The 15,952-nt window shown below is 59.9% G+C and carries 17 protein-coding genes; 2 read left to right on the top strand and 15 right to left on the bottom strand.

The genetic code is table 11. The features are described from left to right. Window positions 1-50: 50 nt before the first annotated feature. The 7 genes from ACTYEO_RS07555 to ACTYEO_RS07525 all read right to left on the bottom strand — a co-directional run bounded on the left by ACTYEO_RS07555 (window position 51) and on the right by ACTYEO_RS07525 (window position 8,239). The gene (locus ACTYEO_RS07555; protein ID WP_449323118.1) at window positions 51-845 is read right to left on the bottom strand and encodes an FAD binding domain-containing protein; all 795 of its coding nucleotides are present in this window, start codon (window positions 843-845) and stop codon (window positions 51-53) included. Window positions 846-933: 88 nt separating this feature from the next. Next, window positions 934-3,300 (bottom strand): xanthine dehydrogenase family protein molybdopterin-binding subunit, encoded by a 2,367-nt coding sequence (locus ACTYEO_RS07550; protein ID WP_449323117.1) that lies wholly within the window; start codon window positions 3,298-3,300, stop codon window positions 934-936. A 115-nt stretch (window positions 3,301-3,415) separates the two neighbouring features. Continuing rightward, a complete protein-coding gene (locus tag ACTYEO_RS07545) occupies window positions 3,416-3,901 on the bottom strand; it encodes a (2Fe-2S)-binding protein (RefSeq protein WP_449323116.1) in 486 nt (161 codons plus the stop codon). 102 nt (window positions 3,902-4,003) lie between these two features. Further along, window positions 4,004-5,005: a molybdopterin-binding protein gene (locus ACTYEO_RS07540; RefSeq protein ID WP_449323115.1), complete on the bottom strand. Its 1,002-nt coding sequence runs from the start codon at window positions 5,003-5,005 to the stop codon at window positions 4,004-4,006. After that, the gene (locus ACTYEO_RS07535; RefSeq protein ID WP_449323114.1) at window positions 5,002-5,973 is read right to left on the bottom strand and encodes an XdhC family protein; all 972 of its coding nucleotides are present in this window, start codon (window positions 5,971-5,973) and stop codon (window positions 5,002-5,004) included. The genes ACTYEO_RS07540 and ACTYEO_RS07535 overlap by 4 nt, the downstream gene beginning before the upstream one ends. A gap of 21 nt (window positions 5,974-5,994) precedes the next feature. Beyond that, the gene (locus tag ACTYEO_RS07530; RefSeq protein ID WP_449323113.1) at window positions 5,995-7,260 is read right to left on the bottom strand and encodes a vWA domain-containing protein; all 1,266 of its coding nucleotides are present in this window, start codon (window positions 7,258-7,260) and stop codon (window positions 5,995-5,997) included. A 79-nt stretch (window positions 7,261-7,339) separates the two neighbouring features. Further along, window positions 7,340-8,239 carry an AAA family ATPase gene (locus ACTYEO_RS07525; protein ID WP_449323112.1) on the bottom strand — a complete coding sequence of 300 codons (900 nt, stop codon included), beginning with the start codon at window positions 8,237-8,239 and terminating at the stop codon, window positions 7,340-7,342. 130 nt (window positions 8,240-8,369) lie between these two features. Between ACTYEO_RS07525 and ACTYEO_RS07520 the strand changes: the two genes are divergently transcribed. Beyond that, window positions 8,370-9,314 carry a phosphoadenosine phosphosulfate reductase gene (locus ACTYEO_RS07520; protein WP_449323111.1) on the top strand — a complete coding sequence of 315 codons (945 nt, stop codon included), beginning with the start codon at window positions 8,370-8,372 and terminating at the stop codon, window positions 9,312-9,314. An 18-nt stretch (window positions 9,315-9,332) separates the two neighbouring features. On the opposite strand, the gene ureG is transcribed toward ACTYEO_RS07520, so the two are convergent. From ureG to ACTYEO_RS07480, 8 genes are all read right to left on the bottom strand, one after another. After that, entirely contained in the window at window positions 9,333-9,944 is a 612-nt protein-coding gene (gene ureG, locus ACTYEO_RS07515) for an urease accessory protein UreG (RefSeq protein WP_449323110.1), read from the bottom strand. A 67-nt stretch (window positions 9,945-10,011) separates the two neighbouring features. After that, window positions 10,012-10,680 carry an urease accessory protein UreF gene (locus ACTYEO_RS07510; protein ID WP_449323109.1) on the bottom strand — a complete coding sequence of 223 codons (669 nt, stop codon included), beginning with the start codon at window positions 10,678-10,680 and terminating at the stop codon, window positions 10,012-10,014. Beyond that, window positions 10,646-11,089 (bottom strand): urease accessory protein UreE, encoded by a 444-nt coding sequence (locus ACTYEO_RS07505; protein ID WP_449323108.1) that lies wholly within the window; start codon window positions 11,087-11,089, stop codon window positions 10,646-10,648. Before ACTYEO_RS07505 ends, ACTYEO_RS07510 begins: the two co-directional genes overlap by 35 nt. 13 nt (window positions 11,090-11,102) lie before the next feature. Beyond that, window positions 11,103-12,812 (bottom strand): urease subunit alpha, encoded by a 1,710-nt coding sequence (ureC, locus tag ACTYEO_RS07500; protein WP_449323107.1) that lies wholly within the window; start codon window positions 12,810-12,812, stop codon window positions 11,103-11,105. Between the two features lie 53 nt (window positions 12,813-12,865). Further along, window positions 12,866-13,171, bottom strand: coding sequence for an urease subunit beta (locus ACTYEO_RS07495; protein WP_449323106.1), 306 nt, complete (start codon window positions 13,169-13,171; stop codon window positions 12,866-12,868). Continuing rightward, entirely contained in the window at window positions 13,168-13,509 is a 342-nt protein-coding gene (locus ACTYEO_RS07490) for a hypothetical protein (protein ID WP_449323105.1), read from the bottom strand. Before ACTYEO_RS07490 ends, ACTYEO_RS07495 begins: the two co-directional genes overlap by 4 nt. Before the next feature lie 24 nt (window positions 13,510-13,533). Further along, window positions 13,534-13,836, bottom strand: a complete 303-nt coding sequence (locus tag ACTYEO_RS07485; protein WP_449323104.1) for an urease subunit gamma — start codon at window positions 13,834-13,836, stop codon at window positions 13,534-13,536. 11 nt (window positions 13,837-13,847) lie between these two features. After that, the gene (locus ACTYEO_RS07480) at window positions 13,848-14,681 is read right to left on the bottom strand and encodes an urease accessory protein UreD (protein ID WP_449323103.1); all 834 of its coding nucleotides are present in this window, start codon (window positions 14,679-14,681) and stop codon (window positions 13,848-13,850) included. A 187-nt stretch (window positions 14,682-14,868) separates the two neighbouring features. Between ACTYEO_RS07480 and pyrC the strand changes: the two genes are divergently transcribed. Further along, the gene (pyrC, locus tag ACTYEO_RS07475) at window positions 14,869-15,909 is read left to right on the top strand and encodes a dihydroorotase (protein WP_449323102.1); all 1,041 of its coding nucleotides are present in this window, start codon (window positions 14,869-14,871) and stop codon (window positions 15,907-15,909) included. The last annotated feature ends 43 nt before the right edge of the window (window positions 15,910-15,952 follow it).

The raw sequence follows: 15,952 nt of genomic DNA, 5'->3' as shown, positions 1-15,952 counted from the left end.
GGGCCGCCGGATCCTCTCCGGCGGCCCTTCTTTCAAGTCGTTCCAAAGGCTCAGCCAGCAGCCGCCACCGCGCGGCCTGTCATCACCTTGACCAGATGCGCCCGATACGCGCCCGAGCCATGTAGATCGGCAATCATGCCATCCGCCGAAGGGGCCGCCAGCCCCGCCACAGCCGCTTCCGAGAAATCGGCCGACAAAGCGGCTTCCGCCTCGCTCCAACGGAACACCCCATCCGAGGAGGCGCCTGTCACCGCAACCCGAACGCCATCTGCAAATTTCGCAACATAGACGCCAACCAGCGCAAAGCGCGAAGCGGGTTGCACGAATTTCTGATAATTCGCCGCCTCGGGGATCGGGAATTTCACTTCCGTGATAATCTCCCCTTCTTCCAAAGCCGTAGTGAACATGCCCTCAAAGAAATCATCGGCTGCGATCTCTCTCGCATTGGTCTTGATGATCGCCCCCGACCCAAGTGCCGCCGCTGGATAGCAGGCAGAGGGGTCGTTATTGGCAAGGCTGCCGCCAATCGTGCCACGGTTGCGCACCGCAGGGTCACCGATATGGCCTGCAAGCTCTGCCAAAGCGGGGTAATGGGCCGCAGCCTCCGCCACAACCGTCCCATGGGTGGTCGCGCCTCCAATGCACAAATGGCCCGCATCATTGACGCAAACCCCTTGCATCTCGGCGATGCCATTGAGGCTCACCAGAACACCGGGCTGTGCAAGGCGCTGCTTCATCGTGGGCAAAAGCGTCTGCCCGCCGCCCAAAGCCTGCGCCTCCTCGCCGCCCAAAGCGGCAACCGCCTCACTGATGCTCGAGGGTTTCACGAATTCGAAATCATACATCTCGTTTTCCTCCTGAAGGGACCCTGCCCTTCATCTTTCCAAAAATACGAAAACTCGGGCGCTGTCCACAAGAGCCAGCGCCCGAAGCTTACTCCTGCATGGCCTGCCACACGCGCGAGGGCGAAAGCGGCATGTCGATATGGGTCACATGGGTCTTGCCCGCGCGCTGCATCGCATCCACCACGGCATTGACCACCGCAGGCGGCGATCCGATCGCGCCCGCCTCACCGCAGCCTTTCACGCCGAGCGGGTTATGGGTGCATGGCGTCTGGCAGGAATGATCCACCTGATAGAACGGCAGGTCATCGGCACGCGGCATGGCGTAATCCATGAAGCTGCCCGACATGATCTGGCCATTCTCGTCATAGCTCACCCCCTCCAGAAGCGCCTGCCCAATGCCCTGACCGATACCACCATGCACCTGACCATCCACGATCATCGGGTTGACGATATTGCCGAAATCATCAGCCGCCGCGAAGGACATAATCTGTACCTTGCCCGTATCGGGGTCGACCTCAACCTCACAGGCATAAGCGCCCGCGGGATAGGTGAAATTCGCAGGATCATAAAAGGCCGTTTCCTCTAGCCCCGGCTCCAGCTCTTCCAGCGGGTAGTTATGCGGGACGTAAGCGGCCAAGGTCACATCGCCCCAAGCCACCGATTTATCGGTGCCTGCGACAGAGAACTGGCCATCCTTCAACTCGATATCGCCTTCCGAGGCTTCCATCAGATGGGCCGCAATTTTCTTGGCTTTGGCGATGATCTTCTCGGTCGCACGCACCATGGCCGAGCCACCAACCGCCAGCGAGCGCGAGCCATAGGTGCCCATGCCCATTGGTGTATTGGCCGTATCACCATGTACGATCTCGACCATATTTTCATCCAAGCCGATCATATCGGCGACCACTTGGGCAAAGGATGTTTCATGGCCCTGACCATGGCTATGGCTGCCCGTCATCACCACCAGACCACCCGTGGCATTGACCCGCACTGTGGCGCTTTCATAAAGCCCTGCACGGGCGCCCAATTGGCCCACAAGATTTGACGGCGCGATACCGCAAGCCTCGATGTAGCAATTGATGCCAAGCCCGCGCAGCTTGCCACGGGATGCGCTCTCGGCGCGGCGCGCCTCAAAGCCGTCACGGTCGATGATCTCAAGCAATTTGGCCATCGTGGCCTCATAATCGCCCGTGTCATATTCCACCGCCACAGGTGTGGCATAGGGGAACTCGGTGATGAAATTCTGACGACGCAGCGCAATCGGATCGACACCCAATTCACGCGCGGCTTTGTCGATCACACGCTCAAGCTGATAGGTCGCCTCTGGACGTCCCGCGCCCCGATAGGCATCCACGGGCACCGTATTGGTAAACACTGCCTTCACATTCACATAGATCAGCGGGGTTTTGTAATTGCCCGCCATCAATGTGCCATGCAGCCAAGTGGGCACGGAAGGCGCAAAGGTGGACAAATAGGCGCCCATATTCGCGTAAGTATCCGTGCGCAAAGCCGTGAAGTTGTTCTCGGCATCCAAGGCCAGTTCGATCTTGGTGACATGGTCGCGCCCATGGGCATCGCTCATGAAGGCCTCGGAGCGGCTGGAGGTCCATTTCACGGGACGCTCGATCGCTTTGGCGGCAAAGGTGCAGAAGGCTTCTTCGGCATAATGGAAGATTTTCGAGCCGAAACCACCGCCCACATCAGGGGCCACAACACGCAGCTTATGCTCGGGAATACCCAAGACAAAAGCGCCCATCAGCAAGCGGATCACATGCGGGTTCTGGCTTGTGGTATAAAGCGTGCTATCACCTGTTCCGGGTGCGAAATCGCCAACCGCCACGCGTGGCTCCATCGCATTGGGGGCCAGACGCTGGTTGACCAGCTCAAGCGTGGTCACATGGGCGGCCGCCTCAAAGGCCGCATTCACGGCCTCGCGGTTTTCCTCGACGAAGCCCCAGTCATAGCAAAGGTTGTCATCCAGATCGTCATGCACTTTCGGCGAGCCTGCCTCGAGCGCCTTTTTCATATCCACAACCGCTGGCAGCTCGTCGATATCAAGATCGATGGCTTCTGCGGCATTTCGCGCCTCGGCGAGGCTTTCGGCCACGACAGCGGCAATCGGGTCACCCACATGGCGGACCTTGCCTTGCGCCAGAACAGGGTGTCCGGGCTCTTTCATCGGCGCGCCATGGCGGTCGGTCACCTGCCAACCGCAGGGCAGCCCGCCCACACCCTCAAAATCCGCGCCCGTGAAAATACGGACCACACCGGGCATGTTTTCTGCCGCGCTGGTGTCGATCTTGTTAATTTTGCCATGCGCCATATCGGAGCGCAGGAAATAGACATGTGTCTGGCCAAGCAGATTGATGTCATCGGTATATTTGCCGCGTCCTGTCAGAAACCGGACGTCCTCGCGGCGCTTCGAGCTTGCGCCAATGCCATGATCTTTGGGCATAATCTTCCTCCCTGGGTGGGTTCTGCATGTGGCCTCCTCCTCCAGAGCCCGCCGTGCAAACCGTCATTACCTAAGGCTACCGCGTCGTTTCCATCGCGGGGTGCCGCTTACGCATTTATTCAGCCGCGATCGCCGAGACATCCTGACCAGATGCGGCAAGGATCGCTTTGACAATATTGTGGTAGCCCGTGCAGCGGCAGATATTGCCTTCGAGATAGGCCCGCACATCTTGCTCGGTCGGCTTGGGATTTTCCTTCAGCAGCGCCGCAGCACTCATGATCATGCCCGGCGTGCAGAAGCCGCATTGCAGGCCGTGATGGTCTTGAAAGGCTTGCTGGATCACCGAAAGCGAGCCATCGGCATTCGCCATGCCCTCAATCGTGCGCACCTCGGCGCCATCCAGATCGGCCGCCAAAGCGGTGCAGCTTTTGATCGCATCGCCATTCACATGCACAACACACGCCCCGCATTGGCTGGTGTCACAGCCCACATGGGTCCCCGTTTTTTTCAGAGTGGTTCGCAGAAATTCCACAAGCAGCGTGCGGCCTTCCACCTCGCCGGATACGGATTTACCGTTCACGGTCATTTTGACTTGAGCCATTCAGTCCTCCCTTAGTGATTAACCCTATCCAAACACGGAAACGCGGAAACGCAAACGGAAAGTTTGAGATTTCGACGCAGCGTTAGAGGCTTTGCGCCCGTGCTATCTGCCCTCACGCGGCTGCGGGCGTGTCGGGATTTCCTTCAAAAGCCCGCCGACCCCCATCGCCGCAATATCATGCGACCCAAGCGGCACCCCGCAAATCACCCGCTCCAGCACCCAATCCGCCCCGTTCAAGGCAGGGCTGCGCACGCATCCGGGCAAGCCGATCACAGATTGCGCATCGCGCCTGCCAAGCACCAGAAGATTGCCCGGATCAACAGGCATCCCAAAGCGGATCACCTGCCCGCCTGCATCACGCAAACCACCCGGCATGACATCTTCGATATCCGAGGTGGCCGAGGCCGTCAGCACCAGCGCCAAATCCTCAGACGCCGCCTTGATCGCAGCCGCCATGGCCGCGCGGGTATGGGGCACGGTCTCGACATGAGTTAAGACCACGCCAAGCGCATCCAGCCGCCCGCTGATCGCGGATACCGCTTTGTCATTCAGGCTTGGCTTTTGGCCCGCGACCTCGCTCAGGATCAGCCGCGCCGAGGTGATCACAGGCTCAATCAGCGACAAGGCATTGCGCGCCACATCACAGGCTTGGTTGAGCGATTTTTGCGGCACCGCATAGGGGATGATCTTGACGGTGGCGACCATCATGCCCGCTGTGACCCTTTGAAAGGGCGGCAAACAGGCCAGCGTGATCATGGGATCAACCGCATTGATCGCGGCAATCGCTTCTGCCTCAACGCGCAAAATTCCCGCAGCTTTCGCGCGCAAATTCACCCGACCTGTAAAGGCAGGCTCGATACTCAGACCCGCCACGCCCTCATCTGGAACAATCGCATGGGCAAGCTCTGTGGCTGCAAGGTTTTCAGCCACATCATCCGCCTCCAAACGCGCCACGATCACATCCGCTACGCCTTCTGCTTGAAGGGCCGCGATATCCTCAGGCTGTAGCAGATGCCCCTTTTTCAATTTGCCACCCGCCAATTGCAGCGCATGCGCCAGCACAGCGCCTTCGGCTTGCGCGGTCGGGACGGGGCCGAATTTCATGGATGCCTCAGCCTTTGGGTGATCTGCGCCATGATCGAGATCGCAATCTCACCCGGGCCGCGCGCACCGATATCGAGGCCCACGGGTGCGTGGATTTTGGTGATCTGTTCTTCCGAGAAACCCGCCTCCTGCAAACGCGCCACCCGTTTTGCATGGGTGCGCTTGGAACCGAGGCACCCCAGATAGAACACATCCGAGCCGAGCGCGCGTGTGATCGCGGGGTCATCCAATTTGGGATCATGGGTTAGCGTGACAACGGCTGTGCGGGTATCAAGCCCGAAGGCATCCAGCGCCTCATCTGGCCAATCCTCGACAATCCGCTGGTTTTCAAACCGCGCTTCCGAGCCGAAAGCAGGGCGCGGATCAACCAAGATCGGGTCATAGCCCGCCATCCGCGCCATCGGCAAAAGCGCCTGCGCGATATGCACGGCCCCCACCACGATCATCCGCAAAGGCGGGTTATGAATGGCGATAAACTCACTGCCTTCCATGCCCGATTGATCCTTGCGAAACCGCTCGGCCAGATGGCTTTCATCGGGGCCTGCAAGGCGGCTATTGCCGTGATCGGGATCGGTGATATAGGCCACGGGCTGGCGCGCAGCGCGGGCGGCAACCAGATCAGCCAGAAGCGGTTCAGGCAGGGATGCGCCCACGGGTTCCACAAGCACGCGGATGCGCCCGCCGCAGGCCAGACCAACAGCAAAGGCCTCATCATCCGAGACGCCAAACTCCAGCATCTTCGCCTCGCCCGTTTGCACGGCCTCCATCGCCTCGATCACCACCGCGCCCTCGACGCAGCCGCCCGAGACGGAGCCCTCCATCTCGCCATCGCCCGAGACAACCAATTGGCTGCCCACAGGCCGCGGGGCCGAGCCCCATGTCTCCACCACAGTGGCAAGGGCCGCGCCTTTGCCTGCGCGATACCAATCCAGCGCCAGTTCAGGCATGTTTTCGAGCATCTGGGTCATCGGGTTTTCCTTTTGGGGCCGTCAGGCATTGAGCATCCGCATCAGCCGCGCCTTCTCGCCCGTATCCTCGCGCCGCGAGAGCGCCTCTGCAAGCCCTTGCAGCGCCGCAATATTATGGCCCGCGCGAAACACATCAACATGGGGCAGCATCACGCGGATACCCGTGGCCTTGGGCGCGAATCCGTCCCAACGCAGCAAAGGATTGATCCAGATCAGACGTTTGCAAGACAGATGCAGCCGCTCGATCGCGGCTTCAAGGATTTCGGGCTCGTCTCGGTCGAGACCATCGGTGATCAAAAGCACAACCGCCCCCTGCCCCAAAACGCGGCGCGACCAATCGCGGTTGAATTGCGCAAGGCAGGAACCGATCCGCGTGCCCCCCTCCCAATCCTGCGCCTGCGCGCCCGCCGCCGCCAGAGCCGCATCCACATCGCGGTGAGAGAGATGGCGGGTGATATTGGTAAGTTGGGTGCCAAAGGTAAAAGCATGCACCTTGGACCAGCCCCCCGCCCCTTTCTGGTTCGAGACCGCATGTAGAAAATGCAAAACCGCACGGGAATAGGCCGACATGGAGCCTGAAATATCGCAAAGGCAGACCAGTTCGGGCCAGCGTTCACGGCGGTTTTTGGTCTCGAACCCCGTGATCTCGCCGCCGAAACGCATCGAATTTCGCATGGTTTTGCGCCAATCGGGCATGGCCCCATGGCGCGCGGCTTGGGTGCGGCGACTTTGAAGCGGACGGATGGGCAAATCCATCCGCGCCAAAAGGCGTTTGGCCTCGGCCATTTCTGCATTGGACATCTGTTCGAAATCAAGGCTGCGCAGGCGTTCTTCGCGGCTCATGGTGAGAGTCGCGTCGATCTCGATCTCGGTGCCTTGATCCTGCGGGCTGTCGTCCAGTTCGGGGATGTCTTGATTGGCCCCGTCCAGCAAGGCTTCGGCGGCGCGTTTCTCGGCGGGTTTGGCACTGCGCTCCTCGGCCACGCCGCGCACGGCGGGGATCATATAGGACATCATGTGCTCCAGATAGCGCGGGTCACGCCAATAGAGCCGGAAGATTTGTGCAAAAACGGGCAGATGCTCGGGCCGCGAGGTGAAACAGGCGCGCAATGTGTAGAAAAAAGCCAGCCTGTCCGAGAAACCTGCGGCCTCAACGGCGCGGATCGCATCCAGAACACGGCCCGTGCCTGCTGGTAGCCCCGCGACCCTAAGGGCGCGCGCGAAATGGGTGATATTTTGCGCAAGCTTGGGCTTTTCGGGGAGATCGAGGGGGGCGTATTCAGGCATGATCTAGGCCATGCCTTGGTGCAAGTGCATGGGGGCTTTGCCCCCAGACCCCCAAAGTATTTGGCAAGCAAAGATGGGATCAGGCATTGATGACCTCGGCCTTGACCTCATCAAGGATGCGCTTGGCCTCGGAGCCTTGGAGTTTCTGGATATCATCTTGATATTTCAGGATCGCGCCGAGCGTATCGGCAATAACCTCGGGTGAGAGATCGATCACATCAAGGGCCAGCAGGCATTTGGCCCAATCAATGGTTTCGGCAACGCCGGGTTTTTTGAAAAGGTCTTCAGTGCGCAGGCTTTGCACGAAACCCACGATCTGGCGGCTCAGCGCCTCGGAGGCCTCGGGGATGCGGGCGCGGATGATCTCCATCTCGCGCTCGAAATCGGGGTAGTCGACCCAGTGATAAAGGCAGCGGCGCTTGAGCGCGTCATGCACTTCGCGGGTGCGGTTGGAGGTCAGGATCACGATCGGAGGCTCGGGCGCTTTTATGGTGCCAAGCTCGGGGATGGTGACCTGAAAATCAGACAGCGCTTCGAGCAAAAAGGCCTCAAAGGGTTCATCGGTGCGGTCCAATTCATCGATCAAGAGCACGGGCGCGCCCTGCGAGCTGGGGCGCATGGCTTGTAGAAGCGGGCGTTCGATCAGGTAATCGGAGGAGAATAATTCCTGCCGCAGCGCCTGTTTATCGGCACTGCCTGCAGCCTCGGCTGCGCGAATGGCGATCATTTGTGCCGCGAAATTCCACTCATACACTGCCGAGGCTGCATCAAGCCCTTCATAGCATTGCAGGCGGATCAGGGGGCGATCGAGTGCTGCGGCAAGGGCCTTGGCAATCTCGGTTTTTCCCGTGCCAGGCTCTCCTTCCAGAAACAAGGGGCGGCCGAGTTTGAGCGATAAAAACGCCACTGTTGAGAGCGCGCGGCCGCAAACATAATCTTGCTCCGCCAGCGCCTTAGTTACGGCATCGATTGATTGCATATAAGAGCCCTCCCGTGCTGTATCCATGAAGGCCTGCCTGAGGCGGGGGGTCAAGGGTGCAGCCGCTATCTGCGCCGTAAGGTCGTCTTTCGCGGGCGAGCTTGCGGTGAATTGTGTTAGAGTATTGGTGATGGAACAAAACGAGCGCGCGATGAACGAGCAAAATCATCCTCAACCCGTTGAGACGGGCGCGGAATGGACCGAGCGGATGCAGGCCATTGGCCAGGCGCATGGGTTTTTCCGTGCGCTTGATCCTGCCCATAGCGCCCTTTTCATTGAAGAGGGCGACACGCTTTTGGTGACCTGTGACAATGCGCAGCGCCTTAAACCTATGGGGCCTGACGGGTTTCCTGTTGGCTTTGAGATGGTGGAAGAGCATGAATATTCGATGCTCGCCCTTTATGCCGAAGGCGCGACTTGGTTCCGTTCAGCTAAAGTATATGAATTTTTCGACGGTTTGGGCGATGAGGGCTTTTTCGAGCAATTCGAGAGGGTCATTTTTCTGGGCATCGGCCCTGCGGCGGGCCATGCGGCGTGTGCCTATTCTGTCGTCGCGCCTGGGGCAGAGGTTTTGGCAAGCTCGCCCGTGGCAACGCTCGAGCGCGCGGATGTCCCCTTTGAGTCGCGTTTCGCCAAGGCCAGACGTATGGATTTTAAATCACGCTACGGCTTTGCGCCCAAGCTGCTGGATGCCGCTTTGCGCGCCTTTGTTCTGTTTGATTCCTCGGGTGGGTTGCCCGCCGCCCATGCCGCCTTGTTCAGGGGCGCGCATATCCACCGTATCGGGCTGCCGCGTTTAGGCCCGCATCTGGAGCGTTTGATCCTGACGGGCGAAGGGATTGCCCCAGTGATCGAGGCTTTGGCGGGCGATGATGCCGAGACGATCAAAGAATTGCGCGAGATCTTGTCAGACCGTGCGCGGCTTGACGCGGGCTATCTCAAGACCCTGATGGTCGAGGCGATCAAGCGCAACCATAGCAGATTGGCGCTGCGCGTGGCCCATCATGGCGCGGCGGTGACCGATGACCCGATCTTTGCCCGCCACATCGCCTCGGAAGGGCAAAAAGCCCAATAATTCAATTTCTCCAGTGGCTTAGAGACCACCTGCGCGTTTGATGAACCCCACGACCTCATCAACACCTTGGCCATGGCGCAGCGCCGCCATCACGAAAGGCAGGCCTTGACGCGCGGCCTGTGCATCGGAATGCAGCAGAACGGGGTCAACGCCCACATGCGGCGCGAGATCGGTTTTATTGATGATCAACATATCCGAGCGCGTGACGCCTGGCCCCTTTTTGCGCGGAATATCCTGCCCTGCGGCGGTGTCGATCACATAAAGCGTGATATCGGCCAATTCGGGGCTGAAGGTGGCGGCCAGATTATCGCCGCCTGATTCAATGAAAATCACATCAAGATCAGGGATGGCTTTGCGGAACTCGGCCACGGCCGCGAGATTGATCGAGGCATCCTCGCGGATGGCGGTATGGGGGCAGCCGCCCGTCTCGACGCCCTTGATACGCTCGGCAGGCAGGGCTTGGGCGCGCAGCAGGAACTCGGCATCCTCGGAGGTGTAGATATCATTGGTGATGACCGCGACGGAGTACTCCGCCGCCATGGCACGGCAGAGCTTTTCCGTCAGGGTTGTCTTGCCAGCACCTACTGGGCCACCGATGCCCACGCGCAGCGGGCCGTTGGGACTTGGCATATGTTATCCACTTCTGTTTTCAGGCCTAAGCCGTTCTTAAAATTAAATAATACGAGTTATCCACAGGTCATGTGCGGAAAATCCGTACCTCCATATCCTCATGCTCCATCGCCGCCAAATCAGCGCCGAAAACGCATCCGCCCAAATCATCCACCCCTGCCTTGGCCGCGTTGTCTGCCGTTGCCGCGATGGGGCCGTGCAGGCGGGACAGAACGGCCTGCCCTTCGGATTGGCCAAGCGGCACAAAGCGGACAGCCACCGAAACAAGGTTTGAGGCAAAGGCATGGAGGAAAAGTTTGATAACCTCCTCGCTTGGCAGGCTCAGACCACGCGCGGCGATGCCGATGGCCACGGGGTAAGGGGCTGGCGGGATGTCGATATCTTCAATCGCTGAAAGGGTCAGCGCGAAGGCATGGCCTTGGGCGCGGGTTTCCTCAAGCCGCTCGCGCGAGCTGGAAAGCGCCTCGGCGAGATCGATCAGCTCTTCCAGCTCCATCTCGCCGCGATGCGCGAGGGCCAGAAGGATTGCATCATTTCTGCCGGCTCCCGCCTCTAAAACCGCATGGATCCATGCGGCCAGATCATCTGATTTGCGGATATCTCCGCGCGCAATCGCAGCCTCAAGCCCATGGGAATAGGCATAGGCGCTGACGGGGAATGACGGGGAAAGCCATTGCGTCAGCCGCAATATATCGGTGGCGTCAATGGGCATGGGAATGGGTGCGGCCGTGACCATAGGCCCCGCCCTCGGGCGTGAAGGGGGCAATCAGCGGCGTGGCCTCGGCCCCCAGTTTTGCAAGCATATCGGCCATGACATGATCGGCGCGGATCAGCAGGTGCTCTGCCTCGATCTGGCAGGGGGTATGGCGATTGCCGATATGCCATGCCAGCCGCACCAGATCACCCGTGACCTTCAAAAGCGGCTCGGGTGCGGCCGAAACCTCGACCAGATCGCCAAAGGTTAATTCCAGCGCATCCCCGTGATTGAGCGAGACCGTTTCAGCCAGATCAATCAAGATATCGGCCCCGCCTTCGGTCGAGACCGTTTTACGCCGCAAAAATCGCCCCTCGTAATCAAGCAGGAGCTTGTGTTTCGGGGCCGCGGACCATTGGCCCTTGCGGTGGATGATATGCGCCGTGAGCATCTTCGAGCGTCCTTCAGAACATGAAATAGCGTTGTGCCATTGGCAGTTCCGAGGCGGGTTCGCAAGTCAGCAATTCCCCATTGGCGCGCACTTCATAGGTTTCGGAATCGACATGGACCTCTGGGGTGAAGTTATTGTGAATCATGTCTTTTTTGCCAATATTGCGGGTGCCTTTCACCGCAAGCGTGTCCTTGGCCAAGCCAAGATTGGCCCCGATCCCCGCCGCCTGCGCGGCCTCGCTTACAAAGAGCACCGCCGAGCGTTCGACCGAGCGGCCAAACGCCCCGAACATGGGCCGTGAATATACAGGCTGCGGTGTCGGGATGGATGCATTGGGATCGCCCATTTGTGCCATAACGATGGTGCCGCTGATCAGGCTCATCTCAGGTTTCACTCCAAAAAAGGCGGGACTCCACAGCACCAGATCGGCACGTTTCCCAACTTCGATCGAGCCGATATGCGTGCTGATCCCATGCACAAGCGCAGGGTTGATCGTATATTTCGCGATATAGCGTTTGACGCGGGTGTTGTCGTTATCGCCCGTCTCATCGCTCAGCCGACCGCGCTGCTTTTTCATCTTATCGGCGGTCTGCCATGTGCGCAGGATCACCTCGCCCACACGGCCCATGGCCTGACTGTCGGACGCCATCACCGAGAAGGCCCCCATATCATGCAAGATATCCTCGGCTGCGATGGTTTCGCGGCGGATGCGGCTTTCGGCAAAGGCCACATCTTCGGGGATGGATTTATCGAGATGGTGGCACACCATCAGCATATCGAGATGCTCTTCGATGGTATTGACCGTATAGGGCATGGTCGGGTTGGTCGAGCTTGGCAGGATATGGTCATAACCCACCACCTTCATGATATCGGGCGCATGGCCCCCGCCCGCGCCCTCGGTATGGAAGGCATGGATCGTGCGGCCATTGATGGCGGCAAGCGTATTCTCGACAAAGCCGCTTTCATTGAGCGTATCGGTATGGATCATCACCTGCACATCCATGTCATCGGCGACAGACAGGCAGCAATCAATCGCGCCAGGTGTTGTGCCCCAATCCTCATGCAGTTTCATGGCGCAAGCGCCTGCGCTGACCATTTCGACCAAAGCCTCGGGCCGACTGGCATTGCCCTTGGAGGAGATGCCGAAATTCATCGGAAAGGCATCAAGCGATTGCAGCATGCGCCCGATATGCCATGGGCCGGGCGTGCAGGTCGTGGCCAATGTGCCATGCGCAGGCCCTGTGCCGCCACCAAGCATGGTGGTGATGCCCGAATGCAGCGCATCCTCGATCTGTTGGGGGCAGATGAAATGGATATGGGCATCAAACCCGCCCGCCGTGAGGATACGCCCCTCGCCGGCAATTGCCTCGGTTCCAGGGCCGACAATGATATCAACGTTATCCTGAACATCGGGGTTACCCGCTTTGCCGATCCCCGCAATCAGCCCGTCTTTCAAGCCGACATCGGCCTTGTAGATGCCCGAATGATCCACGATCAGCGCATTGGCGATCACGGTATCAACGGCCCCGCCTGCGCGGGTGATCTGGCTTTGCCCCATCCCATCGCGGATCACCTTGCCGCCGCCGAATTTGACCTCCTCACCATAGCTGGTCAGGTCATGCTCGACCTCGATGATCAGATCGGTATCGGCCAGCCTGACCTTATCGCCCGTGGTGGGGCCGTACATATCGGCATAGGTGGTGCGGGGAATGGCATTAGGCATTGGTAATCTCCGTCAAACGGGGGCCGGAATGGCCAAAGAAACTGGCGTGAAGGCTAGAGGCTGCCCATCACCTTCTGATTGAAACCCCAGACCTCGCGCGCGCCGCCAAAAGGCACCAGCGTCACATCGCGGGATTGGCCGGGCTCAAAGCGCACAGCGGTGCCTGCAGGAATATCGAGCCGCATGCCCTTGGCCGCCACGCGGTCAAACTCCAGCCCCGGATTGGTCTCGGCAAAATGGTAATGCGAGCCAACCTGCACGGGCCTGTCGCCCGTATTGGCCACCGCAAGGGTTAAGGGCGTGCTGCTTGCATTCAGGATGATCTCGCCCTCAGCGGGCATAACCTCACCGGGGATCATTTCTCGCCCTCGCCTGACATGTCATCCGCTGCTGCCTCGGATGCTGTTTCAGCAGATTTGGAGCCCATTGCCGTGCCTTTGACGGCCGCCACAAAGCGCTTGCCAAACAAGCCGCCAAGCGCGCCAAGCAGCAAAGGAAAGGCCATGCTATTGGCCCCCAGAACCCCGACAAGGATCGAGGTCGCGATCAACATGGTCAGAAGGCTCAAGACATCGAATTCGGTCTCGCCAACAGGAATATCGCTGAGTGCCAACTGGCTCATCGCCTTGCGGATATAGGGCTCGGCCATCGGGGTAAGAAAACCCGCAATTGCGCCTAGAATAAGGTTTGTAATCATAAGGTTACTCCAAAATAGCTTTCATCAACGGATCGGGTGGTGGACGGTCACCAACTTGGTGCCATCGGGAAAAGTGGCCTCGACCTGCACGTCATGGATCATCTCGGGGATGCCCTCCATGCATTGCTCTGCGGTGATGACATGCGCGCCCGCCTCCATCAGGTCGGCGACAGACCGGCCATCGCGCGCGCCCTCAACCACGAAATCCGTGATCAGCGCGATCGCCTCGGGATGGTTGAGCTTCACGCCCCGCGCCAGCCGATTGCGCGCCACCATGGCGGCCAGCGAAATCAGCAGCTTGTCCTTTTCACGCGGTGTCAGGTTCATAAGGTGTCCTCTTAAACAGGCCAGACGCGCGGCAAGGCGCGGCCCGACAGGGTTTTGGTGGCAATCGCAATCGCTTTGCGCAGCAGATCAGGGTCGGCGGCAGCAAGGCGCAGCGTGATGCGCCCCTCCCAAGCCGAGGCGCGCGCCTCGATCCCCATCAGGCGCAGATCATCCAGAACCACACGCAAGGGGGCCAAGCGATCCTCGGCAGCCGCATCAAACAGGCTGAGCGAGGCCACGGCGCGATGCGCGCCCAAACCCGCAGCGCCTTGCCGGCTCAGGTCGTGATCATCCATCCGAATGGCTTCCAGCATGGCGCGTTTGCCCTCGCGCCAGACCTCGCGGCGGTCGCGCAGATGCAGACGCGAGACCGTCTCCCCCATCGCGCCGCGCCCAAATACCAGCGATTCAAGCAAAATCAGCCTTGCGCCCTGCCCCATCTCAACCCGCAAATCCCGCGCGATCGAGGCACCGTCAAACAGGATCAACTCCTGCGGCATCCAGAACAGCTCGGCTCCCGCGCCAAGCCGCAAATCAACCTTGATCTCGGCCCGCCCCGCGCTGGCGCGATAGGCGCGCTCGGCGGTTTGGGTGGTCGCAACAGCATCCGCGCCCTCGCCCAGTTCCAACTCATAATGCAGCCTGTCCCCGCCCGTCAGCCCGCCTGATGTATTGAGAAACACAATCTCGGGCGCTGCCCCATGCATTTTGGGCAAAATCGCCTTGGCCGAGCCCGCCTGCCGCAGCCCAAGCAGCCGCGCGGGCATGCCCGCCCCGAAACGGACGCGGGCTTCACCTTTGGTGCGCTGCAACAACGGCGCGCTCGGAGCGAGGGAATCCAACATGAAACGAGGCTATGTCCTGCCCTAAAGCAGGGGCAAGGCGCAGCGCCAAAGCAGCTGCGACGCACCCCCCATCCGCCGCCAAAATGGGCATGATGCCTAATTTTTATGCAGCCAAATAATGCGCCCTCCGCTGGCTTTGGATCAGCGCCATCTTGTTCCCGCGCGCGGAAGGCTGTAGCTCGAAACCATGACACAAACGCTTACGCTTCGCCGCCCCGATGATTGGCACCTGCATCTGCGCGATGGCGCCATGCTGCGCGCCGTTCTGCCCGAGACCGCCCGCCATTTCGGCCGCGCGATCATCATGCCCAATCTGGTCCCGCCCGTGATCACCAGCGCAGATGCCACCGCCTATCGCGACCGCATCCTTGCAGCCCTGCCCCAAGGCATGGATTTCACACCGCTAATGACGCTCTACCTGACCGAGACAACCGACCCCGAGGATGTCGCCGCAGCCCATGCGGCAGGGCTGATCACAGCCGTCAAACTCTACCCCGCAGGCGCCACCACCAACTCCGCTTCCGGCGTGCGTGATCTGGCCAAGGTCCAGCCCGTGCTTGAGAAAATGGCCGAAATCGGCCTGCCGCTTTGCTTCCACGGCGAAGTGACTACGGCAGATGTCGATATCTTCGACCGCGAAAAAGTCTTCCTTGATACGGTGCTCGACCCACTGCGCCGCCGCCTGCCCGAGCTGAAAATCACGCTCGAACATGTCACCACCAGCGATGGCATTGAGTATATCACGCAGGCCGATGGCGATATCGCAGGCACGATCACAACCCATCACCTGATGATCAATCGCAACCATATCCTCGTGGGCGGCATCCGCCCGCATTATTACTGCCTGCCCGTGGCCAAGCGCGCCACCCATCAAAAGGCCCTGCGCCAAGCCGCGACCTCAGGCAATCCGCGCTTCTTTCTTGGCACCGACAGCGCGCCCCATACTGATGACAATAAAGAAACCAGTTGCGGCTGCGCGGGTTGTTTCACCGCCACCAATACAATGGCCTGCCTCGCCCATGTCTTTGAGGAAGAAGGCGCGCTCGACAAGCTTGAAGGCTTTGCCTCGCTGCATGGCCCCGCCCGCTACGGCCTGCCTGCCAATGACAGCATGATCACATTGGTCAAGGAGGCCGATCCCGTCTCATATCCCAATAAAATCGACACCGAAGATGGGCCCGTCACCGTTTTCAATCCCGGTCATCCGCTTTATTGGCGGGTTGCCTGATCCATCTTTGCTTAAAAAATACTTCCGCCGGAGGCATCCGGCC

It is taken from the genome of Rhodophyticola sp. SM2404 (assembly GCF_053570515.1).
Note: the sequence above shows the minus strand (reverse complement) of the source record. Positions and strands in the feature narration are given on the sequence as shown.